Origin of the sequence: Pseudomonas sp. B15(2017) (genome assembly GCF_002113215.1) — a bacterium.
In the GTDB taxonomy this organism is placed as follows: Bacteria; Pseudomonadota; Gammaproteobacteria; order Pseudomonadales; family Pseudomonadaceae; genus Aquipseudomonas.
Genome location: NZ_NEJZ01000018.1, coordinates 72,287 through 94,224 on the forward strand (window position 1 = coordinate 72,287; position 21,938 = coordinate 94,224).

The following is a 21,938-nucleotide window of genomic DNA, read 5'->3' on the forward strand; positions in this document are numbered from 1 at the left end:
GGAGCGGGCTTGCCCGCGATGGCGGCGGGTCAGTCACCTCTATGTCGAAAGTGACGGCCTCATCGCTGGCAAGCCAGCTCCCACAGGGTTTTGCATTGATCCGATTGGCACTGCTCTTGCCGATCCGTCTTGGTCGGCGCCGCCGTCCTGGCTGCCTGGGTAGTACTTGTTGTTATTACGGTTTGTTGTTTTCACGGATGACGGATGCGCAAGCGCGCAGCCGCCGTCCCCGTGGGGGCAGTAAATGGTTTTGCAATCGTTGGGTGGCGTCAGCGCTGGTTGCGTCGCGCCGCACGCTGGCGGCAAGCCTCGCCGAACGCCTGGAAAATCCGCAGATAGTTCGGGTTGTCCAGCACTTGCCATTCGGGGTGCCATTGCACGCCAAGGGCGAAGGTCGGGCTGTGCTCCACCGAGACCGCCTCGATCAGGCCGTCCGGCGCCACGGCCTCGGCGCGCAGGCCGGGAGCGAGGCGGTCGATGCCTTGGCTGTGAATCGAGTTGACCTGGAATTCGCCCGGCAGCTGCAGCGCTTCGAACACGCCGCCCGGCAGTACCGACACAGCGTGAGCCGGGGCGTACTGCACGGCGACATCCGGGCTGTCGGCTTCGCGGTGATCGAGCATGCCCGGCAGCTCATGCACTTTCTGGTGCAGGCTGCCGCCGAACGCCACGTTCATTTCCTGAAAACCCCGGCAAATGCCGAGTACCGGAACGCCCGCCGCGATGGCTGCACGCAATAGAGGAAGGGTGGTGGCATCGCGCGCCGGATCGTGATCCGTGCCGGGAGCGCTGTCCGGGCCCTGATAGTGGAAAGGTTCCACGTTGGACGGCGAGCCGGTCAGCAGCAGACCGTCGAGCTGACCCAGCAGATCGTCGATTTCAGTCAGTTTGCCAAGGGAAGGAATGACGACGGGCAACCCCAGCGCCGCAACGCTGACAGCGCGAACGTACTTGTCGCCGCTGATGTGATAGGGGTGCAGGCCAATCTGTTTGACGCACGCAGTAACGCCGATCAATGGCTTGAATGCCATTTTTATTCACCTCGAAGTTTGACACTTGAACGAGCTTTTCCGGAGCTTAGCCTCGTTGATTTTAATTAACAACTCCCATGTAAAAAATTCTAAACGCCGCTCATCAAATCTTCATGATTCCCGGGCCCCTGGTGCCTGATCTGGCACGTGAGTGTTAAAAAAAGCCTGAAAAATAAACGCTGAACGGCCCTGTGTTCGCTATTGACTTCACTTTGCCGTTCGGGTTGACTGGCTCCGCGAAACAGCAGTGAACATAATAATTAACAGCTAAATAGGTGCATCATGTCGGTCCCTCTGCGTGCCGTTCAACTCAACGAAGCAAACGCATTCCTTAAGAAACATCCTGAGGTTTTGTACGTCGACCTTCTGATTGCAGACATGAACGGTGTGGTGCGCGGCAAGCGCATCGAGCGCACCAGTCTTCATAAGGTGTACGAAAAAGGCATCAACCTGCCGGCCTCGCTTTTCGCCCTCGACATCAATGGCTCCACGGTGGAAAGCACCGGCCTGGGCCTGGACATCGGCGACGCCGACCGCATCTGCTACCCGATCCCCGGCACCCTGAGCATCGAACCCTGGCAGAAGCGTCCGACCGCACAACTGCTGATGACCATGCACGAACTGGAAGGCGAGCCGTTCTTCGCCGACCCGCGTGAAGTGCTGGCCAACGTGGTGCGCAAGTTCGACGCGCTGGGCCTGACCATCTGCGCCGCGTTTGAACTCGAGTTTTATCTGATCGACCAGGACAACGTGAACGGCCGTCCGCAATCGCCGCGTTCGCCGGTGTCGGGCAAGCGTCCGGTATCGACTCAGGTCTATCTGATCGATGATCTCGACGAGTACGTCGACTGCCTGCAAGACATCCTCGAAGGCGCAAAAGAGCAGGGCATTCCTGCCGACGCCATCGTCAAGGAAAGCGCCCCGGCGCAGTTCGAAGTCAACCTGCATCACGTGTCCGACCCGATCAAGGCGTGTGAATACGCAATCCTGCTCAAGCGTCTGGTGAAGAACATCGCCTACGATCACGAGATGGACACCACCTTCATGGCCAAGCCGTATCCAGGCCAGGCGGGCAACGGTCTGCACGTGCACATTTCGATTCTGGATAAAGAAGGCAACAACATCTTCGCCAGCGAGGATCCCGAGCAGAACGCCGCGCTACGCCACGCGATCGGCGGTGTGCTGGAGACCCTGCCTGCGCAAATGGCCTTCCTGTGCCCGAACGTCAACTCGTACCGTCGCTTCGGCGCACAGTTCTACGTGCCGAACTCGCCGAGCTGGGGCATCGACAACCGCACCGTGGCCGTCCGCGTACCGACCGGTTCGCCGGATGCCGTGCGCATCGAGCACCGTGTCGCGGGTGCCGACGCCAACCCGTACCTGCTGATGGCTTCCGTGCTGGCCGGTATCCACCACGGCCTGACCAACGAAATCGAGCCGGGCGCCCCGGTCGAAGGCAACAGCTACGAGCAGAACGAGCAGAGCCTGCCGAACAACCTGCGCGACGCCTTGCGCGTGCTGGACGACAGCGAAGTCATGGCGAAATACATCGACCCGATGTACATCGACGTGTTCGTCGCGTGCAAGGAAAGCGAGCTGGCCGAGTTCGAAAACTCGATCTCTGACCTTGAGTACAACTGGTATCTGCATACCGTCTGACGTTCAAGCGCGATCTCGCTAACACCGCAAAACCCTGTGGGAGCGGGCTTGCCCGCGAAGAGGCCATCACCTTCAACATTGAAGGTGACTGACCCACCGTATTCGCGAGCAAGCTCGCTCCCACAGGGATATCGGTCACTAATTTTCCTGTGTGAGTCACCCCCCATGACCATGACCCGCAACGACTGGGAACAACGCTTCCAGTCCCTGACCCTCGAATCCCGTGCCTTCATCAACGGCGAATACCGCCCGGCCATCAGCGGCGAGACCTTTGAATGCCTGAGCCCCGTCGACGGCCGTTTCCTGGCCTCCGTGGCCAGCACCGATGAAGCCGACGCCAACCTTGCCGTTGAAGTCGCGCGCCAGTCCTTCAACTCCGGCGTATGGGCGAACAAGGCCCCGGCCGAGCGCAAGCGCATCCTGATCCGCTTCGCCGATCTGATCCTGCAGCACCAGGAAGAACTGGCGCTGCTCGAAACCCTCGACATGGGCAAACCGATCAGCGACTCGATGAGCATCGACATCCCGGCAACCGCCAACGCGATCCGCTGGAGCGCCGAGGCCATCGACAAGATCTACGACGAAGTCGCTGCCACCCCGCACGACCAACTCGGTCTGGTGACTCGCGAGCCGTCCGGCGTGGTGGCGGCCATCGTGCCGTGGAACTTCCCGCTGATCATGGCCAGCTGGAAATTCGCCCCGGCGCTGGCGGCAGGTAACTCGTTCATCCTCAAACCTTCGGAAAAATCCCCGCTGACCGCGATCCGTATTGCGCAGCTCGCACTGGATGCCGGCATTCCGAAAGGCGTGTTCAACGTCCTGCCAGGCTTCGGCCACACCGTCGGCAAGGCGCTGGCGCTGCACATGGACGTCGACGTGCTGGCCTTCACCGGCTCCACGGCGATTGCCAAGCAACTGATGATTTATGCCGGCCAAAGCAACATGAAACGCGTCTGGCTCGAAGCAGGGGGCAAGAGCCCGAACGTGGTGTTTGCCGACGCACCGGACTTGCGCGCGGCAGCACAAGCGGCGGCCGGCGCCATTGCGTTCAACCAGGGAGAGGTCTGCACCGCCGGCTCGCGCCTGCTGGTAGAGCGCTCGATCCGCGAGCAATTCATCCCGCTGCTGGTGGAAGCGCTGCAAGCGTGGAAACCGGGCCACGCCCTCGATCCATCGACCAACGTCGGCGCCGTCGTCGATCAGCGTCAACTGGACAACGTGCTGCGCTACATCAGCATCGGCCGGGAGCAGGGCGCCGAGCTGATCGCCGGTGGCCGTCGCACCCTCGAAGAGACCGGCGGCACCTACGTCGAGCCGACGATTTTCGACGGTGTGACCAACGCCATGACCATCGCCAAGGAAGAAATTTTCGGCCCGGTGCTGTCGCTGATCACCTTCGACACCGTTGAAGAAGCGCTGCAGATTGCCAACGACAGCATTTTCGGCCTCGCCGCCGGGGTCTGGACCAGCAACCTGAGCAAGGCCCACACCTTCGCCCGTGGCCTGCGCGCCGGCAGCGTATGGGTCAACCAGTACGACGGCGGCGACATGACCGCGCCGTTCGGTGGCTTCAAACAGTCGGGCAACGGTCGCGACAAATCGCTGCACGCGTTCGACAAGTACACCGAGCTGAAAGCGACCTGGATCAAGCTCTGACTCTTTTACAGCGGTGGTCGCCTGCAACCGGCGACCCTCGGAGAATAAAAAAATGAAACAGCAACACGTGAACAGCTACTACGCCGCCACCCGCAACGAAGTCATCGACTTCCCGACGCTTGAAGAGTCGGTGGACTGCGATGTGTGCATTATCGGCGCCGGCTACACCGGTCTGTCTTCGGCGCTGTTCCTGAGCGAAGCCGGCTATAAAGTGACGGTGCTGGAAGCGGCGAAAGTCGGCTACGGCGCCAGCGGTCGCAACGGCGGTCAACTGGTCAACTCCTACAGCCGCGACGTCGACGTGATCGAAGAGCGCTACGGCGACAAGACCGCGGAAATCCTCGGCAGCATGATCTTCGAAGGCGCCGACATCATCCGTTCGCGGATCAAGGAATACGACATCAAATGCGACTACCGCCCGGGCGGCATTTTCGCAGCGATGAACAACAAGCAACTCAAGGGCCTCGCCGAACAAAAACGCAGTTGGGAACGCTACGGCAATAAAAACCTGAAGATGCTCGACGCTGCGGACATTCGCCGCGAAGTCGGCTCCGACGCCTACGTTGGCGGTCTGCTGGACATGCAGGGCGGCCACATCCACCCGCTGAACCTGGCCCTCGGTGAAGCCGCCGCCATCGTGCGTCTGGGCGGCAAGATCTACGAGCAGTCCGCTGCGGTGGAAATCAAATACGGCGAGCCCAACGTCGTGCGCACCGCCAAAGGCCAGGTCCGCGCCAAGTACCTGCTGATCGCCGGCAACGCCTACCTGCCGCAAGGCCTCGACAACCGCGTGACCGCCAAGAGCATGCCGTGCGGCTCGCAGATCTGCGTCACCGAACCGCTGACCGAAAAACAGGCCCGCAGCCTGATCACCAACAACTACTGCGTCGAAGACTGCAACTACCTGCTCGACTACTACCGTCTCACTGCTGACAACCGTCTGCTCTACGGCGGCGGTGTGGTGTACGGCGCCCGTGAACCGGACGACATCGAAACCCTGATCCGCCCGAAAATGCTCAAGACCTTCCCGCAGCTCAAGGACGTGAAAATCGACTACCGCTGGACCGGTAACTTCCTGCTGACCATGTCACGCATGCCGCAATTCGGCCGCATCGAGAAAAACGCCTACTACATGCAGGGCTACAGCGGTCACGGCGTCACCTGCTCGCACCTGGCCGGCAAACTGATCTCGGAAATGATCCGCGGCGACGCCGAACGCTTCGACGCTTTCGCTTCGCTTCCGCACATGCCAATGATCGGCGGCCGCACTTTCTCCGCGCCGCTGACCGCCCTCGGCGCGGTGTACTACTCGCTGCGCGACCGTTTCGGCATCTGATTAACCTCCCCGGCGGTGGCCCCGCACAGGCGCCGCCGGTTTTTTACTTGGCAAGCAACACCACAAACCCTGTGGGAGCGAGCTTGCTCGCGAAAGCGGTCTATCAGCAAAAGGGATGTTGAATGTGCCGCCCAATCGCGAGCAAGCTCGCTCCCACAGGTCTTGTGCCTGACCCGCAATTACCATCAACAGGCTCTTTTCAGGTGCCGTCCATCGAACCTGCTGAGCAACACCGACAAACGTGATTTAATAGCCGCCTTTCACGGTTCCGGGACACGGGAGCAACGTGATCCGCGCGCCTTGCGCGGCACCCGCCACCCACCCCCATTGCCCTTAAGTCGTTCTCACATAAGGCTGTCATGGATACGGGTTCTCGACTCAAACTAGTACGCGAAAGCTACAAACTCTCCCAGCGCGAGCTGGCCCGGCGTAGCGGCGTGACCAATGCCACCATCTCCCTGATCGAACAGAATCGTGTCAGCCCTTCCGTCAGCTCACTGAAAAAGTTGCTCGAAGGCATCCCGATGTCCCTGGCCGACTTCTTCACCTTCGACCAGCCGCCGCGCGAACACCAATACGTCTTCCGCGCCAACGAACAACCCGACCTCGGCCGCCACGGCCTGCGCCTGCTCTTGATCGGCGCCTCGGTCCCAAGCCGCCAGATGCGCTTGCTGCGCGAGCAATACGCACCGGGCGCGAGCTCGGGGGAAGAGCCGATCGTTCACGCGGAAGGCGAAGAGTGCGGGCTGGTGACGCGCGGCACGGTCGAGTTGACGGTGGACGGGCAGGTGAGCGTGTTGAGTGCGGGGGACGGGTATTATTTTCCGACGACGCTGCCGCATAAGTTCCGGAATATCGGGGCGGATGAGGCGGAGATTATTAGTGCGAATACGCCGGCGAATTTTTGATTCGTATTTAATTAGCGATGAGGGGCGGTCTGGTCGCAAAATACTGAATGTCTGATTGCATTTCAATAGGGGTGGGGAAATGGATTTATCCGAAATAAACAAGGCGAATAAAATAACGGAAGACAATGTGTTTTCTATCGCCTTGTTTTCCGCAAATGCTTGGATGACTTTAGCTGCTCCGCTGGTGATTGGTCTCTTTGCAAGTAAGTTGTTTGCAAGTCAAGATTTTACGGCGATGGAGTCTGCTCTATATGCTGTTGCAATTGTCTTTCATTTGGTTTTTACGGTAGTTGTGTTTGTCGCTGGTAATCGCAAGTCCACTTCTATTGCTGTGGATGAGATATCAGGCGAAAATGTTAATTATCGAAAGAATATAATACCCAATGCTAAGGCGATCTACGAAAACTCTAAAACTCAGCAGCATGTAACTTATTTGATGACGCTGGAGCTTGAGTCACTTATTGATGAAATAAACACACGGCCTCCGGATTACAAATTTAACGATCGCCTTCGTGATATGGAGGCAGGTTTGAATCGAATGTTGTGGCACATTGTTGAACAGAGAACGCCGCTATTCGGATATAGAAATGACAGCCTCTATAATTTTGCGTTGTACTTGTATGAGAGCCAAAGCGATGAGCTAGTCATAAAGTGGCGCAGTCATGATAATAGAATGTCAGTTTCTAATAGACGCTGGCGTCCAGGTTTCGGGCATGTCGGTTTGGCTTTTATACAAGGTGAAGCGAAAATATGCCAAGATATTACAGCAAGCTCTGAACTTTCTGATGGCGCGACAGACGAGTCGGACAAGAAAAAGTACCGTTCATTCATTTCTGTGCCGATAAAAGATTCGTTGAATGTATATGATGGAAAGAAGCCGTTTGGAGTGCTAGTGTTTACCAGTGATCAGGTCGGGCAATTTTCTTGGGAACGAGACAAGATTTTTGTATTAACTGTTGCAAAGCTGCTTTCAATGCATATAGAAAGAAATATCAGTTCGTGCATGGAGGGATACGATGAAAAATAATTTCGATGAGGTTCTGGTTCAGAACTCGGTAAAAACCTCGTCAAAACAAGGGCTTATATCCGAGAGTTTGAATTTTGAAGGGGTCTTGATTGAAAGCTCTAAGCATAGCGGCTCTCTATCGAGAGAGTGGGTCGAAGCTGAAGTGGCAAAAAGTGGAAACTATTTCACTGCGGAAATTTATAAAAAGCGCTAATAATCAATTAGATAGGTGGCGAGGTCATTTTTAAGTGAGCTTGCCACCTTTTTCGTTGCTGTTTTCTAATCGGTTAAGCCCAAAGGGTCCCAGTTACCTTACTGTCTGCGCCGGCGAGTCAAAGCCTCTCTGCTCAATCACCCTAAACACATCACTCACATCCTGAACCAAGATTCTGGCGACAGTGGTGACTGTGTTGATGTCTTGTTCGGCGTGGTCGGGGAGGTGGACGCAGGCCATGAGGTCGAGGTATTTGAGCACTGCATTCAAGCGTTCGCTGGCGCAAGCATGTAGGTCGCGCAGAGGAGCGTCGGCATCAATGAACAGGACGGGTCGCTCGGTGGCAGGGTGGGACATGTTGGCGTTGTGGAGCGGTTTATCCATCGGCATAAGTACAGCTTCCTCGTATCTGTGAGAAGAGCTACTGCCGTTCGCTGCGAGTCGAAGGGTGGTAGCCATGTGCGGGTTCGCAGACCGAGGATACGAGGAACCCGGCAGATCCGAAGATCTCCCACACACAGCCACCATTGAGCGGTTGTCGGGCGCGATTGCGACCGCCACCGTTTTTGGGGGCGTCAGGTTACTACACGTATCGTCAGGGCTGCGAAACCCTATCGCCAAATTCGTTCAGCGACAGACCCACTCTAGGCACCGCTCCCCACTGTCGCAATCAGCCTGTAGGACGTGAAATCACCACTCGTAGCCAGAGAGTTCACTCCTGTTCGGCGGCGCGAAAGGCGTAAATCAAGGGCTACAGCGTGTCAGGGAAAAATGACTTGCCTGGTTTCGGCCCTCTTCGCAGCCCCGCAAGAACAAGCTCCCTCACCACGCGGAGTGATTTCCTACGGCGTTTTCAGATCAAAAAAATCCTCACACATTCCACCCCCGGAACTTTCCCCAAAACCGATGTCAATTTGATGGCGTGTCGCGACGCTCATTCATCGGCTCAAGCAGTGCCAGGCTGGTTCCTGGTCAACCATGGAAGTGTGTGATGAGACTATTACTCGCAATGTTGTTGATGTTCAGCGGCTACAGCTTTGCCAGCTGCGGCAACATTGATGACCACGATCAGCGTGCCTATTGCAATGCGAGAGAAAGCGGCAGCAGTTGCGGCAACATCGACAATCACGATCTGCGGGCGGCGTGTAACGCGGAGATGGGAGGCAGTTCGTGCGGCAACATTGACGACCATGACCAGCGTGCCTACTGCAATGCCAAACAGAGCGGCAGCAGTTGCGGCAACATCGTTGATCATGACCTGCGTGCACGGTGCAACGCGGAGCAGGGTGGCAGTTCCTGCGGCAACATTGATGACCACGACCAGCGCGCCTACTGCAATGCCACGACGGGCGGCAGCAGTTGCGGAAACATCGACAACCATGATTTGCGTACGCGGTGTGAGGCTATGAAACGTTGATTTGATGGCGTGTCGCGAGGCTCATTCAATTCGGATTAAACAGCGCCAGTCTGCTTACTGGTAAGCCAAGGAAGCGTGTGATGAAGAAAATACTTGCGATGATGTTCATGTTTGCCTTCGCCGGCCATGCCTTTGCTGGCTGCATCGGTATCAACGATCAGGATCAGCGCAGATATTGCGAAGCCAAGACTGGCAGCGGCAATTGCAACGGGATCGGCAATCAGGATTTGCGCAGGATGTGCGAGGCAGAAACTGGCCATGGCAATTGCAGCGGCATCAACGATCAGGATCAGCGCAGATATTGCGAAGCAAAGTCCGGCAGTGGTAATTGCAGCGGGATTGGCAGTCAGGATCTTCGAAGAAGGTGTGAAGCAGAGACAGGAAGCGGCAATTGCAGTGGCATCGGTAATCAGGACCAGCGCCGCTTCTGTGAAGCCAAGACCGGAAACGGCAATTGCAGCGGCATTGGTGATCAAGACCTGCGCCGTCAGTGTGAAGCCATGAAACATTGATCGATCGGCTTACCCCAAACGCAAAAAGGGACACCCAACAGTGTTCCTTTTTTGTGGGCGACTGAAACGAAATCCCCGGACTACCCAGTCAAACTTTTCACTTGCCACAACCCGGCTCATCACCAAAGGTTCCCCCCATCCGCACCACGTCGTAGACTGCGAAACAAGTTGTAACGCCTCTCCCACGGACGGAACCGCGCATGATTCACATCGGCAGCCGCAACAACGCCCCCACGCCGCAGCACAAAACCCAGGACATCTACATCTTCAGCATTGACCTGTCGCGCCCGGCGACGCCGTTCTGTTTCGAGCAATCGATTGGCGGCGGGCATGTCGAGCAGGGCGGTGCGCGGTGGCTGGCGCTGGATGAGCTGGATGGCTGGCCCGGGGAGTGGCGCGAGCATTTGAATAAGGCCAATTGCGCCTGGGTGGCCGAGTTGCTGGATGCGCATCCGGGGGAGAGTCAGGCTGATCTGGTTTCGCTGATTCTCCAGCGATACGCCGAGCCGACGCAGCCGACCGGGCGTTTGCAGGCGATCGGGCGCTGGTTCAAGCGTCATTTCGACATTGGCGGCCGGTATGGCGTCTGACCCGAGGAAACGCCCATGACTCAGACTCTGGAACGCGCCATCGCCATTGCTGCCACGGCCCACGCGGGGCAGGTGGACAAGGGCGGTGCGCCGTACATTTTGCATCCGCTGAAAGTCATGTTGCGCATGAGCAGCCTGGATGAGCGCATCGTCGCGGTGCTGCACGATGTGGTCGAGGATTGCGGCATCAGCCTGGATGATTTGCGCAAGGAAGGTTTCAGCGAAGAAGTTCTGTCAGCTATCGAATCGGTGACCAAAGTGCCCGGCGAATCCTACGAGGACTTCGTCGAGCGCGCGGCGCAGAACCCCATCGGGCGGGTGGTGAAGCTGGCGGATCTGGAAGAGAACAGCGACCTGTCGCGGATTGCTTCGCCAAGTTGGGAGGATCTGGAGCGGATCGAAAAATATCGTCGGGCGATTGGACGGCTGCTCGCCTAGCAGGGGATCACCGGCAAGGTATTTATCCGGTCGGATTACGCTAACGATAGGGATTTGGAGGAGAACCACGGATGGAGTTAGCAACAGTCATTCAGTTACTGACGGTAATCGGGGTAGTCGCTGCGGCAACTAAGGTAATTCGCGAATTATCGTTCATGGACAAAAGTCGCTTGGCGGAGGAGTACCGGGTCGCGCGCGAAGTGCTGAAAGATATTGAGCAAAATCCTGATTTGCCACTTCTGGTCAAGGAACGCGGGTACTTGGCTATCGCGGGCACTTCGGCGATCAATCCAGCCGATGTCGTGTATCTCATTTCTCTCGTTAATCCTGCCAGAAGCCTTAGAGATTACGTGCATTCCAGAAAGTACGTTGAGCTTGATGTAAAGCGACACCGCATTGATTTTCGCTCAAGGTACAGAAGACGCTTTTCCAGGATATGGAGAAAAGCCTGGAGTTTCACGCTGTATGTCGTGTGGTGTGCGATTGCGATGTCGCCGCTTCTTTTGATTCAACCCATGGGGCTCGAACCGAAATTCGCCTTCTGGATGGGGATTACAGTTCCGGTCGCGGGGTTCTTCGGTGTCACTTCCTTGATTGATTGCCTGAAAATTATCAAAGGCGAGAAGCTGGTTCAGTCGCAGGAGCAGCACACCCGCAAAATACTGGTCACACATGAGCCGAAGAAGTCATCGATAGCACGCCCTGAAAGTACATCCTGATTACTGACCCGGACTAGGCAAACCGCATCTTTCAGTCGATGGAGTACTGATGAAATCCATTCTGTGTTTGTTGATTGCTGCCGGCTTCGGCGCGCTGTTGCAATTTGAAGGCGTGCCCCACGGTTTGCTGTTGGGCTCCATTCTTGTCACTGCACTTGTCGTTACCAAATTCGGCTTCGCACCTAAAACTCCCTACGGCCTGGGTTACATTCAGGTCACGCTGGGGATTGCCACCGGGTTGATGTTCGAAGCATGGGACAGCGCGACTGTTTCGACGATGTTGCCGAGCCTTGGCTTGTTGCTGTTGTGTCTGGCGGCGCAAGTCGCGCTTTCCGCGCTGTGGCTGTCGCGCGGCGCAGGGTGGAATCGCACGGACGCGCTGCTGGCGGTATATCCGGGCGCGTTGGCGGCGGTGTTCGATTTGCTGGAATCGCATCAGGCATCGAGCAAGGTGATCATCGTGCACTTGATGCGCCTGCTGCTGATCACGGTGCTGGTGAGTTTGCTGATTCCCGGAACGGCACCGGTTGCCGTGACAGAGGTCGAACCGCTGTCGACGGGCATGGCGTTGACCGTGCTGTCGGTGATCGGTTTGAGCGTGGTGGTCGGGCGCTTGCTGCTCGCCGTCGGTGTGCCGGCGCCGTTCATGCTGACGGCAATCATCATCACCGCCGTGTTTGTGAAATCAGGGTGGCTGCAGGGCTTTCACATGCCGGACTGGAGTTTGAATCTAGCGGCGCTGATTCTCGGTGCGCGGATCGGCTCCCGTTTTCAGGGATTGGGCCTCGCGGAACTGGGACGTCATGGCCGCACGGCATTGGTGTCGGTCGGTTTGATGATTCTGGTCGCGGCGGTTTTCGCATTGGCGGCGGCGCGGTTGCTGGGCAGCGATGCGTTGTCACTGTGGCTCGCGTACATGCCGGGAGCCATCGAAACCATCGCGATTGTTGCGTTCGCCGGCGGGCTGAACGTGGTATTTATCCTCACTCATCATCTGGCGCGAATGGTGGTGCTGCACTTTGCACCGGCATTGTTGGTGCAGGTACAGCGGGTGAGAGAGGGGACCTGAGTCGTCGCAGATAGACGAGAGGGAAGAACCGTTGAGCACGTTCTTCCTTCCCCACTATATTGTCTGAATATTGAGCAAACACTTATAAGTCTGGTTGAGGGTGGAAGCTATCCGAGGCTTTTTCTAATACGGTCATGACGAAGGATAGGTGCATGGGACGACTTTGAATTTTTCAAGGCTGGATTGGGGGAAGTATCCAAGTACGTGTGATCCATCAAGAAATACTACGGACTTGGCCAGCTTCGCTTCGTCGTTGTTGCATAGGAATTTTTCATTGAAGTCACTGTTTAGTGCAATGTATTCGATGATCTTGGGAAGGTGTTGATTGAGTCCGCTATAAAATCCATAAAATGCTCCTGTAAATATTGGTGTAATGAGCAGGACAAGTATTAGCCTCTTTCCATTTTTAGGCCAGAACAGAAGGGTAAAAGCAATAAGTATCGGGAAAAAAATGATGGCGATGACTAGTGCGGGATTGATCACATTTTCAGAGATGATAGTCGCTTGCAAGTGTATAAATGTCAGCGCTGCTGAGGTGACAGGAAAAAAGTCGGGGTTTACCTTAAAGTGTTCATTGATTTGGCTGCTTGCCCATGTAGATGCAAACAGTGTGTAGATAAATACGATCGCGGCAGCGACTACCCCCAGCCATGGGGCATTTTTAACAGTGTGAAAACAGTTTGTTGACGATAACCAGATAACTATCAAAAGCGTAGGAAGAGTACAGCCCAGAGCTAAATTCAGAAAAATAAGATTTTTTGACGGGAATACTATCGAAATTACACTCATGAGTGCGAATGCGGTGAGTAGAATTACAGTGGTTTTTTTGGGTGACATGACCCAGTTGTATGTCCAGTTTAGTTTCATTCTTAATCAACTTCTAAGATTTTATGAGGCTATCAGTACTAACTCGCAAGATCATACTGAGTGCGCCATCCTTTAGCCATCATTCGGGGTCTGACTTTTCTATATTTCATTCGTGCTCAGATTTGGTTCAACATCTTTGTTGAGCCGATCTCGTTCGGTGCAGAGAGGGCGGTCCATACTCATAGCGACACTCCCGGATTACACCACCTCACATGAACCCCCCTCTCACACCCTGACGACTCTCCCGGTGCGACTCCAGCAAATGCATCATCACCCCGGCATAAACAGTCACCAGAACAAACAACCCCATCCGCACCGCAAATGCTGTGTAAACATCCTTGCCCGCCGCGCTGTCCTCCACCGATTGCCCGAGCAGAATAATCATGGTGATCAAAGTATTGAGCCAGAACCCCGGCGTCAGTTGCGTCGAGTGCAGCCGATAGAGTTTGCGCGCCAGCAACAGCCCGAACAGCAGCATCCACAGAAAGAACATCCACAGGTGCACGAACAGGCTCAACGCGCACCAGAACAGCACCGCCAGCAGCCCGCCGAGCAAGGTCGAGCCGAGCAGTTCGCGCCCGGCGTGATGGGTGCGGGTGGTGGTGCTTTGCTGGCCGAGGCTGACGGCTTTGAGGATGATCGGCAGGTAGCTGGCGGGGTCGATCAGCACCAGCAGGAAGGTCGGCAACACGATCAATGTCGCGCGCATCGCTACGCGGGGCACGTCTTCGGCGGGCAGGGCGGGAGCGGGTGGTGGCGCGGGGCTGTTGGCCGGTTCCGGGAACAGGACGTGGCTCAGTCCGACGATGACGACGGCCAGCAACAGGCCTTTGACCAGCGCGCCGATCACCGCCATCGCCAGCTCGAATGAGGCGAAGCCGGCGGCGGAGATCATGGTCATGCCGATCACCAGAAACGTCATGATCAGCACGTTGCCGCCGCGCAAACCGTAAGTGAACACCAGAAACAGCCCGACACCGATCAGCAGCACGCCGCACACCGGGTAATAACGCAGCAACGGCACCAGCAACAGGCCGAGACTGGTGGTCAACGCGGCGACCAAAGTCAGTACCAGCGCGGTTTTGGCTGGCAGCGGTCGGGGCATGCTGGCCAGCAGCAACACCGCGAGCACCGGCGACAGAAACGACAACGGCAAGGCGAGCCCGTAACTCGCGGCGGTGCACAACGCCGTGCCGCAAGCCAGGCGCAAGGCCCGTTGCGCCGGGACGCTGCGCTCAATAGGCATACGACAGCCAACTCATCAGCCAGACAAACACCCGGCCCAGCGGATTGAGCAGATTGCCTTCGCCGGGAAACGCCATGACTTCAGCCTGCCCGCCGGCGCGAATCGAACGGCTCTCGAACAGGCGCTTTTTCGCCTCTTCGCTGAACTCGATGATCACCGGAAAGCGCTGGGCCGGACGCAGCCAGTCGCGGCTGTTCTGGATCGTCGGCAGCGTGCCGGGCGGCGGCGTCTGGCCGACGCTTACGCCATAACCGACGCTGCGTACCCGGCCGTCGAGCACTTCGCCGGGCAGGGCGTCGAGGATGATCGACACCGGCGTGCCGGGCTTGATCCGGCCAAGGTTGTTTTCGGTGAGGTCGGCGCTGACCCACACATCCTGGATCGTGATCAGCGTCATCACCGGGCTGCCGGCAGCGGCAAACTGGCCGACGTCGGTGCGCAGGTCGGTGATCAGACCCGCCGAGCGCGCGCGGATGCGGGTGTTGGCCAGATCCAGTTCGGCCTTGGCCAGTGTGGCGGCGGCGCTGAGCAGTTTGGCGTTGGTGTCGCTGTTGCCGCCTTCCTGCTCCTGCGCGCGCAGCACTTCGGCCCGGGCGGCGGCAACCTGGCTGAGCGCCGCTTCGTGGTTGGCCCGGGACACTTCCAGAAGCCTTACGGACACCGTGCCCGGATCTTCTTTATACAAGCCTTCCAGCCGTCGATTGTCCTGGCGCGCCTTGAGCTCGTTGGCCTGGGCCGCACGTAATGACGCCTGGGCCGACGCGATGCCGGCGGTGCTGGCGCCGACCGTGCGACGGGTGTTTTCCAGATCGGCGCGGGCCCGGTCGACAGCGATTTGCAGCGGCTGCGGATCGAGCTCGAAGAGGATGTCGCCGGCCTGCACGTCCTGATTGTTGCGCACGTTGACCTTGATCACCCGGCCCGCGACTTCCGCCGCCACCGGGATCACGAATGCGCCCACCCGTGCCTGCTGGGTATACGGCGTAAAGCGGTCGGCCAGCAGATACCAGACCAGGCTCAGCACAATCACCAGCAGCACCCAGCGGATGCCTTTTTTCGCCGGATCCGGCGGCGCTTCATCACTCATGGCGGTCTACCTGCGAGGGAATCGGATAGGTTGGTGGGGGCGGCGGGGCGCTCAGCAGATCGCCCCAGTCGGTGCGTTGCTGCATTTGCTGGCGGGTCGCTGGATCGATCTGCGGCCCGGCGCTTTGCCAGCCGCCGCCGACGGCGCGGTACAGGGCGATCAGGTTGCTCACGGCGTTGCTGCGGCTGACCAGATAATTGTCCTGTAGCTCCAGCAATGCGCGCTGGGCGTCGAGCACCCGCTGAAAGTCCGAATAGCCTTCACGATATTGGGTGTTGGCCAGCACCAGCGAACGTCGCGCCGCACGTTCGGCCTCGCCGAGAATGCGCTCGCGTTCCAGCGCTTTGGTCAGGCCGCTGGCGGCATCGTCGGCCTCACGGGCAGCCTGGCGGACCTTGTCGCGATAGGCTTCGATCAGTTGCTGCAAGCGCGCATCCTGCACGCGGATGTTGTTGTGGATGCGACCGTAGTCGAACAGGTTCCAGCGCAGGCTCGGGCCACCGATCAGGTCGAGGCTGCGCGGGGTGGCGCCGAGGGTGTCGCTGGACCAGACGATGCTGCCGAGCAGCGTCAGCGACGGATACAGATCGGTTTCAGCTACGCCGACCAGCGCCGATTGCGCGGCAACGTTCAGCTCTGCCGCACGCACATCGGGACGGCGCAGCAGCAGGTTGGCCGGGACATCCTGCAGCACGGCGCGATCCACCAGCGGAATCAGCCCCGATTGTTCCGCCAGAAACGCCGCGCCACCGGGCGGCTGGCCGACCAGCACCGCCAGCGCATTACGGGTGCGCAGCAACTGGTCTTCGAACGCTGGAATGCTGCTCAGGGTGCCGAGGTATTGGGTTCTGGCTTGTTGCAGGTCGAGTTCGGCGGTCTGGCCGCTGCGAAAGAGTTTTTCGGTGATTTCGAAATTGCGTTTTTGCTGGGCGGCGTTTTCTCGGGCGACTCGCAGCCGGGCTTCGATGGTGCGCAGGGCAAAGTAGGTGTCGGCCACCTGAGCGCGTAACAGAACGAGGGCGTCTTCGTAGTTGGCCTGGGCGGCGAAGTAGCTGGCGTCGGCGGACTCGATGGCGCGGCTGAAACGGCCCCAGAAGTCCAGTTCCCAGCCGACATCGAATGCGGCGCTGTGCTGCCAGAAGTGCAAGTCCTGCGGATTGTTGCCACCGGATTGGTGGCGGTCGATGTACAGGCTGTCGGCGCTTGCCTGTTGCAATTGCGGGTAGCGACCGCTGTCGGCGATGCCCAGTTGCGCGCGGGCTTCGAGCACCCGCAGACCGGCGATCTTCAGGCTGCTGTTGCGGGCTTCGGCGTCGCTGATCAAGCGGTCGAGCACCGGATCGGCAAACACCTGCCACCACTGACGCAGGTCCGGTACCGCCCCGCGTTCGCTGGCCTGTTCCAGCGCCGGACTTTGCCACTGCTTGCTCCAGGCCTCGGCCGGTGGCTGGAAATCCGGGCCCAGCCGCAGGCAGCCACCAAGGCTCAGCGCACCGAGCAGCAACAGGTGGCCGGGACGGATCAGCAGGGCTGGCGTTGCAGGCATACCGGGTGGCCCCAACGGGAATTGTCACTGGAGCATAGACCGCAGATTGCAGGTTGATCGAAGCAATCAGCTGCTACGCTTTTTCAGGCGAACTTCACTGAACCGCCCCCGATGAAAAGGTAGGAAACACCATGGACACTGCTCAAGAACCGCTTGCCCCCGCCAGCGCCAATTGGCGTTTCAAGGTCGGCGTGGCAATCCTCTGCCTGATGCTCGGTTCGTGGTTGATGGTGCCGCTTGCCGCCGCCCTCGATGTACCGGGCTCGAAAGTCGCGGCGCTGACCGGGGTGTTGTTCATCAGCAATAAAGTGCTGTTGCTGCTGGTGATCGCGGTGATGGGCAAGGCCGGGTTCGCCGAGCTCAAGCGCACGATTGGCCGCTATATCTCCGGCGTGATTCCGACCCCGGTGGCCGAAGTCAGCCCGATGCGCCACAAGATCGGCGTGGTGATGTTCTGCCTGCCGCTGCTGTCGTCTTTCCTGGAACCGTATTTCGACAACTTCTTTCCAGGCGTGCGGCCCAACCTCTGGCAGATGCAGGCGCTGGGCGACTTGATGTTTGTCGGCAGCTTTTTCGTGCTGGGCGGCAATTTCTGGGACAAGGTGCACGCGTTGTTCGTGCGCAAGGCACGGGTGTTTACGGAATAAAAGTGCACTTTCAGCAATCGCCTTCGATCAGGCATGCCCAAGCGCAATGGCAAACGATACGACGACCATGCAGGCAAAAGCGAAATTGAGGTTCATGGGGTGTTCATCCTGGTCCTTTTGAAAGTGCGGCCATTCTGCCGGGGGCGGGTCAAAAGAAAAAATTCGGCTTCGTGATTCCAATGATCGAAGCCATTGATACCGGCGTTGTGTTTGCCTGTTTGCTTGGCTAAGCTCGCAAAAACCTGCAATGACAAGCACAAACAGGCAAAACCATGCACGATCATTCCGCTTCCGAGCTTCCTTCCCTGCGCCGACAGAAAATCCTGCTGATCCTCGAACGTGACGGCAAGGTCATGGCGTCCGAGTTGAGCCAGCATTTTGCGGTGTCGGAAGACACCATCCGCCGTGATCTGGCCGAGCTGGACAGTGCCGGGCTGGTGCAGCGGGTGCACGGCGGCGCGCTGCCGAGGCCCAAGGACACCGGCAAGGATTACTTCACCCGGCTGGACGAGATCGACGAGGTGAAGATTCGTCTGGCGCAATTGGCGGCACAGCAGATCAGGAACGGGCAAACGGTGGTGTTCGACTCCGGTTCCACTGCGTTGCAGGTGGCGCGCTCGTTGCCCAGGGATATCAACCTTACGGCGGTCACGGCATCGCCGATGACGGCGATTGCGTTGTCCGAATATCCGGGCATCAAGGTGATTCTGGCGGGCGGGCAGTTGAATCCGAAAACCATGTCCGCCGGTGGTCATGAGGCGCTGCGGCTGCTGTCGGGGATCAAGGCGGATCTGGCAATTACCGGGGTCTGCGCGATTCATCCGGAGGTGGGCATCACCTCGCTGCATTTCGATGAAGTGCCGGTCAAGCAGGCGCTGCTGGACTGTGCGGCGCGGGTCATTGCCGTGACCACGGCGGACAAGCTCGGCGCGGTGGAACCGTTTGTGGTGGCGCCGTGCGAGCGCTTGCATACGCTGATCACCGAACGGCATGTGGCGTCAGGAAGTGTCGAGGATTATCAGCGGTTGGGGATTGAGGTGGAGCAGTTGCCTGACTGAGGTTTGCGGCAAAAAAAGGCCCCATCACTGGCGATGGGGCCTTTTCGGTCAGCGCAGTTTTTCCAGCATCTGGTAGTACCACATGCCCGCCGCCAGCATCGGATTGCCCAGCAGATCGCCCATCGGCACGCGAATGTGCGAGCACGCGGCAAACGTGTCGAACTGCTGCATCTGCCCGGTGATCGCCCGGCTCATGATCTCGCCCATGATGTGGGTTGTGGCGATGCCGTGGCCGGAGTAGCCCTGGCAATACCAGACGTTGTCCGAGAGCTTGCCCAGTTGCGGGATGCGGTTGATGACGATGCCCATCGCGCAGCTCCACTGGTAGTCGATCTTCACCCCTTTGAGCGCCGGGAAAGTCTGTTCGATGCACGGCCGCAGTTCGCCGGCGATGTCCCGTGAGTCCTTGCCGCTGTAGTTGGCGCCGCCGCCGAACAACAGGCGACCGTCGGCGGTGAGGCGGTAGTAGTCGAGGACGAAGCGGCAGTCGTAAACGGCGAGGTCTTCGGGGTTGATCTGCTTGGCCAGATCTCCCAGCGGTTCGGTGGTGACGATGCCGCCCATGGCCGGGAAGATCTTGCCCTTGAGCTGGCCCGGTTCGAGCTTGTGGTAGACGTCGCCGGCCAGCAGGACCTGATTGGCGTCGATCTGCCCGTGAGCGGTGCGTACGGCGGGGCTGACGCCGTGGATGATCTCCAGCACTTCGCTGTTTTCGAAGATCAGCGCGCCAAGGCTTTCCGCCGCCCGCGCTTCACCGATGCACAGGTTGAGCGGGTGCAGGTGCATGTTGCGGGTGTTCTTGATTGCGCCGTGATAGAGGTCGCTTTGCAGCAGGTCACGCACCTGGCTGCGGTCGAGCAGGCTGACCTCATCACCCATGCCGCGACGCACGGCTTCGTCGTAGTCGCTGCGCAAGCCGTCCATGTGGCTCGGCTTGTACGCCGCATGCAAATGACCGTGCTTGAGGTCGCAATCGATGCCGTATTTTTCGACCCGTTGCTGGATGATTTCGTGGCCGCGCCAGCGCAGGTGCCAGATGAAGTCGTCGACCTCATCGCCCAAGGTGTTGCGCATCTGTTTGCGCATCGCGCCGTCGCCGGACAGGCTGCCGGTGACCTGACCGCCATTGCGCCCGGTGGCGCCCCAGCCGATCTTGTGGCTTTCGACGATGGCGACTTTCAGGCCTTTTTCCGCCAGCTCGACAGCCGTGGCGACGCCGGTGAAACCGCCGCCGATGATTACCACATCGACCTTGTGCCGGCCTTGCAGGGTCGGGTAGTCGGTGTCGCGGTTGAGGGTGGCGGTGTAGTAGGAATTGCTGCGTTCAGTCATTTCAGTGTCCAGATTCGGGAGTCGGTGCACGGACCCTGTGGGAGCGAGCTTGCTCGCGAAATGCGTTGTGTCAGTCACCTGAAATGTTGAATGTGACGACGCTTTCGCGAGCAAGCTCGCCCCCACAAGGGGCGGAGTGATTAATCAGGCTTCTGTGAGGTACCAGCGCCAGTCCTGCTCACCCACTTCGGCCATGAACTGCCGGTACTCCGCCCGTTTGACTGCCAGATACACCCCGAGGAATTCCTGCCCCAGCGCATCCCGTGCCCACGCCGAATTTTCCAATGCCGTGAGCGAGGTCAGCCAGTCGGTCGGCAGCAGTTCTTTCGCCTGCGCGTAACCGTTGCCCTCCACCGGCTCACCCGGATCGATGTCTTCTTTTATGCCGCGATGAATGCCTGCCAGGATCGCGGCCGCTGCCAGATACGGGTTGGCATCGGCGCCGCAGATGCGGTGTTCGATGTGCCGGGTGTTGGCCGGGCCGCCGGGCACACGCAGGCTGACGGTGCGGTTGTCGACGCCCCAGGTCGGCGCCAGTGGCGCGTAGCTGTTGGCCTGGAAACGGCGGTAGGAGTTGGCGTTCGGGCAGAACAGCAGCAGCGAATCGAGCAGCGAGGCGAGCATCCCGCCAATCGCCGTGCGCAGCAGCGGGGTGCCGGCCGGGTCTTCGGAGGCAAACAGATTGCGTCCCTCGGCATCGGCGAGGCTGACGTGCATGTGCATGCCGGTGCCGGCCAGGTGATCGAACGGCTTGGCCATAAAGGTCGCCTGCATCCCGTGCTTGTGCGCCACGGCCTTGACCAGCCGTTTGTAGCGCACGGCCTGGTCCATCGCCTCCAGCGCATCGCCGTGTTCGAGGGTGATTTCCACCTGGCCCGGCGCGTATTCCGAGATCGCCGTGCGTGCCGGAATGCCGTGCAGCTTGCAGGCACTGTAGAGGTCGGCGAGGAACGGTTCGATCTGCTCCAACTCACGCAAACCGTAGACCTGGGTGTGCCTCGGTCGACCACCGTCGGCATCCAGCGCCGGTTGCGGGCGACCGTTGAGATCGCGTTTGGCGTCGAGCAGGTAGAACTCCAGCTCGCAGGCCATCACCGGGTGGTAACCCTCGGCCTGCAAGCGGTCGATGACCTTGATCAACAGATGACGCGGGTCGGCGATGCTCGCCGGCATGCCTTGTTCCGGGTGCATGCTGACCTGCACTGCCGCAGTCGGTATCTGCCGCCACGGCAGGCGCACCAGACTGCCTTCCAGCGGGTAGGCGCGGCAATCGATGTCGCCGACGTCCCACACCAGACCGGAGTTCTCGACGTCTTCGCCATGGACGGTCAGACCGAGGATGGTGCTCGGCAGCGGGCGGCCGCTTTCGTACACGGCGAGCAGTTCTTCGCGGTGCAACAACTTGCCGCGCGGCACGCCGTTGGCGTCGAGGATGAACAGCTCGATCATGTCGATGTCGGGGTTCTGCTTGAGGAATTTACGGGCGTCTTCAATGGCTGCGAATTTCATAATCAATCACTCACGATGGCGCCGCACAGGCGCGCAGATTCGGGCCGGACGCAGCGCGGCAAAAGGCTCGGGCGTCTTGGCAGGGATATCG

At 58.9% G+C, this 21,938-nt stretch carries 22 protein-coding genes; 13 read left to right on the top strand and 9 right to left on the bottom strand.

Translation table 11 applies throughout. The features are described 5' to 3' along the window. Positions 1-269 precede the first annotated feature (269 nt). A complete protein-coding gene (locus CAF73_RS23620; RefSeq protein ID WP_085704183.1) occupies positions 270-1,031 on the bottom strand; it encodes a gamma-glutamyl-gamma-aminobutyrate hydrolase family protein in 762 nt (253 codons plus the stop codon). Positions 1,032-1,313: 282 nt separating this feature from the next. Here CAF73_RS23620 and CAF73_RS23625 point away from each other — a divergent pair, with 282 nt between their 5' ends. From CAF73_RS23625 to CAF73_RS23650, 6 genes are all read left to right on the top strand, one after another. Further along, positions 1,314-2,690 carry a glutamine synthetase family protein gene (locus CAF73_RS23625; RefSeq protein WP_085698734.1) on the top strand — a complete coding sequence of 459 codons (1,377 nt, stop codon included), beginning with the start codon at positions 1,314-1,316 and terminating at the stop codon, positions 2,688-2,690. A gap of 165 nt (positions 2,691-2,855) precedes the next feature. Then, entirely contained in the window at positions 2,856-4,346 is a 1,491-nt protein-coding gene (locus CAF73_RS23630) for an aldehyde dehydrogenase (protein ID WP_085704185.1), read from the top strand. A gap of 52 nt (positions 4,347-4,398) precedes the next feature. Continuing rightward, positions 4,399-5,682 carry an FAD-binding oxidoreductase gene (locus tag CAF73_RS23635; RefSeq protein ID WP_085698738.1) on the top strand — a complete coding sequence of 428 codons (1,284 nt, stop codon included), beginning with the start codon at positions 4,399-4,401 and terminating at the stop codon, positions 5,680-5,682. Between the two features lie 359 nt (positions 5,683-6,041). Next, entirely contained in the window at positions 6,042-6,590 is a 549-nt protein-coding gene (locus CAF73_RS23640) for a cupin domain-containing protein (protein WP_011333561.1), read from the top strand. 79 nt (positions 6,591-6,669) lie between these two features. Further along, a complete protein-coding gene (locus CAF73_RS23645; protein ID WP_085704188.1) occupies positions 6,670-7,617 on the top strand; it encodes a GAF domain-containing protein in 948 nt (315 codons plus the stop codon). Next, complete coding sequence (locus CAF73_RS23650) at positions 7,607-7,810, top strand: hypothetical protein (RefSeq protein ID WP_085704191.1); 204 nt, start codon at positions 7,607-7,609, stop codon at positions 7,808-7,810. The genes CAF73_RS23645 and CAF73_RS23650 overlap by 11 nt, the downstream gene beginning before the upstream one ends. A 93-nt stretch (positions 7,811-7,903) precedes the next feature. Here the strand turns inward: CAF73_RS23650 and CAF73_RS30585 are convergent, their stop codons facing one another. After that, entirely contained in the window at positions 7,904-8,200 is a 297-nt protein-coding gene (locus CAF73_RS30585) for a fructose-bisphosphate aldolase (RefSeq protein ID WP_085704194.1), read from the bottom strand. Between the two features lie 601 nt (positions 8,201-8,801). Here CAF73_RS30585 and CAF73_RS30590 point away from each other — a divergent pair. After that, positions 8,802-9,227, top strand: a complete 426-nt coding sequence (locus CAF73_RS30590) for a hypothetical protein (RefSeq protein WP_085704197.1) — start codon at positions 8,802-8,804, stop codon at positions 9,225-9,227. 35 nt (positions 9,228-9,262) lie between these two features. On the opposite strand, the gene CAF73_RS30840 is transcribed toward CAF73_RS30590, so the two are convergent. Then, on the bottom strand, positions 9,263-9,703 hold the full coding sequence (locus CAF73_RS30840) for a hypothetical protein (protein WP_176247764.1): 441 nt from the start codon (positions 9,701-9,703) through the stop codon (positions 9,263-9,265). A 236-nt stretch (positions 9,704-9,939) separates the two neighbouring features. Between CAF73_RS30840 and CAF73_RS23670 the strand changes: the two genes are divergently transcribed. The 4 genes from CAF73_RS23670 to CAF73_RS23685 all read left to right on the top strand — a co-directional run bounded on the left by CAF73_RS23670 (position 9,940) and on the right by CAF73_RS23685 (position 12,555). Beyond that, positions 9,940-10,329: a hypothetical protein gene (locus CAF73_RS23670; protein WP_085704202.1), complete on the top strand. Its 390-nt coding sequence runs from the start codon at positions 9,940-9,942 to the stop codon at positions 10,327-10,329. Between the two features lie 15 nt (positions 10,330-10,344). Beyond that, positions 10,345-10,767 (top strand): HD domain-containing protein, encoded by a 423-nt coding sequence (locus tag CAF73_RS23675; protein ID WP_085704205.1) that lies wholly within the window; start codon positions 10,345-10,347, stop codon positions 10,765-10,767. Positions 10,768-10,838: 71 nt separating this feature from the next. Then, a complete protein-coding gene (locus tag CAF73_RS23680) occupies positions 10,839-11,486 on the top strand; it encodes a hypothetical protein (protein WP_085704208.1) in 648 nt (215 codons plus the stop codon). Positions 11,487-11,535: 49 nt separating this feature from the next. Beyond that, a complete protein-coding gene (locus tag CAF73_RS23685; protein WP_085704211.1) occupies positions 11,536-12,555 on the top strand; it encodes an AbrB family transcriptional regulator in 1,020 nt (339 codons plus the stop codon). A gap of 132 nt (positions 12,556-12,687) precedes the next feature. On the opposite strand, the gene CAF73_RS23690 is transcribed toward CAF73_RS23685, so the two are convergent. The 4 genes from CAF73_RS23690 to CAF73_RS23705 form a co-directional block, all read right to left on the bottom strand. Further along, the gene (locus tag CAF73_RS23690; RefSeq protein ID WP_085704213.1) at positions 12,688-13,422 is read right to left on the bottom strand and encodes a hypothetical protein; all 735 of its coding nucleotides are present in this window, start codon (positions 13,420-13,422) and stop codon (positions 12,688-12,690) included. Between the two features lie 208 nt (positions 13,423-13,630). Further along, positions 13,631-14,668, bottom strand: a complete 1,038-nt coding sequence (locus tag CAF73_RS23695; protein WP_085704216.1) for a DUF2955 domain-containing protein — start codon at positions 14,666-14,668, stop codon at positions 13,631-13,633. Next, entirely contained in the window at positions 14,658-15,755 is a 1,098-nt protein-coding gene (locus CAF73_RS23700; protein ID WP_085704219.1) for an HlyD family secretion protein, read from the bottom strand. The genes CAF73_RS23695 and CAF73_RS23700 overlap by 11 nt, the downstream gene beginning before the upstream one ends. Then, positions 15,748-17,301: an efflux transporter outer membrane subunit gene (locus CAF73_RS23705; protein ID WP_139834871.1), complete on the bottom strand. Its 1,554-nt coding sequence runs from the start codon at positions 17,299-17,301 to the stop codon at positions 15,748-15,750. Before CAF73_RS23705 ends, CAF73_RS23700 begins: the two co-directional genes overlap by 8 nt. Before the next feature lie 131 nt (positions 17,302-17,432). Between CAF73_RS23705 and CAF73_RS23710 the strand changes: the two genes are divergently transcribed. Both CAF73_RS23710 and CAF73_RS23715 read left to right on the top strand, forming a co-directional pair. Beyond that, positions 17,433-17,948, top strand: a complete 516-nt coding sequence (locus tag CAF73_RS23710) for a transporter suffix domain-containing protein (RefSeq protein ID WP_085698766.1) — start codon at positions 17,433-17,435, stop codon at positions 17,946-17,948. 272 nt (positions 17,949-18,220) lie between these two features. After that, a complete protein-coding gene (locus tag CAF73_RS23715; RefSeq protein ID WP_085704222.1) occupies positions 18,221-19,006 on the top strand; it encodes a DeoR/GlpR family DNA-binding transcription regulator in 786 nt (261 codons plus the stop codon). Positions 19,007-19,054: 48 nt separating this feature from the next. On the opposite strand, the gene CAF73_RS23720 is transcribed toward CAF73_RS23715, so the two are convergent. Then, positions 19,055-20,338, bottom strand: a complete 1,284-nt coding sequence (locus CAF73_RS23720) for an FAD-binding oxidoreductase (RefSeq protein ID WP_085704225.1) — start codon at positions 20,336-20,338, stop codon at positions 19,055-19,057. A gap of 144 nt (positions 20,339-20,482) precedes the next feature. Next, a complete protein-coding gene (locus tag CAF73_RS23725) occupies positions 20,483-21,847 on the bottom strand; it encodes a glutamine synthetase family protein (protein WP_085704228.1) in 1,365 nt (454 codons plus the stop codon). Between the last annotated feature and the right edge of the window lie 91 nt (positions 21,848-21,938).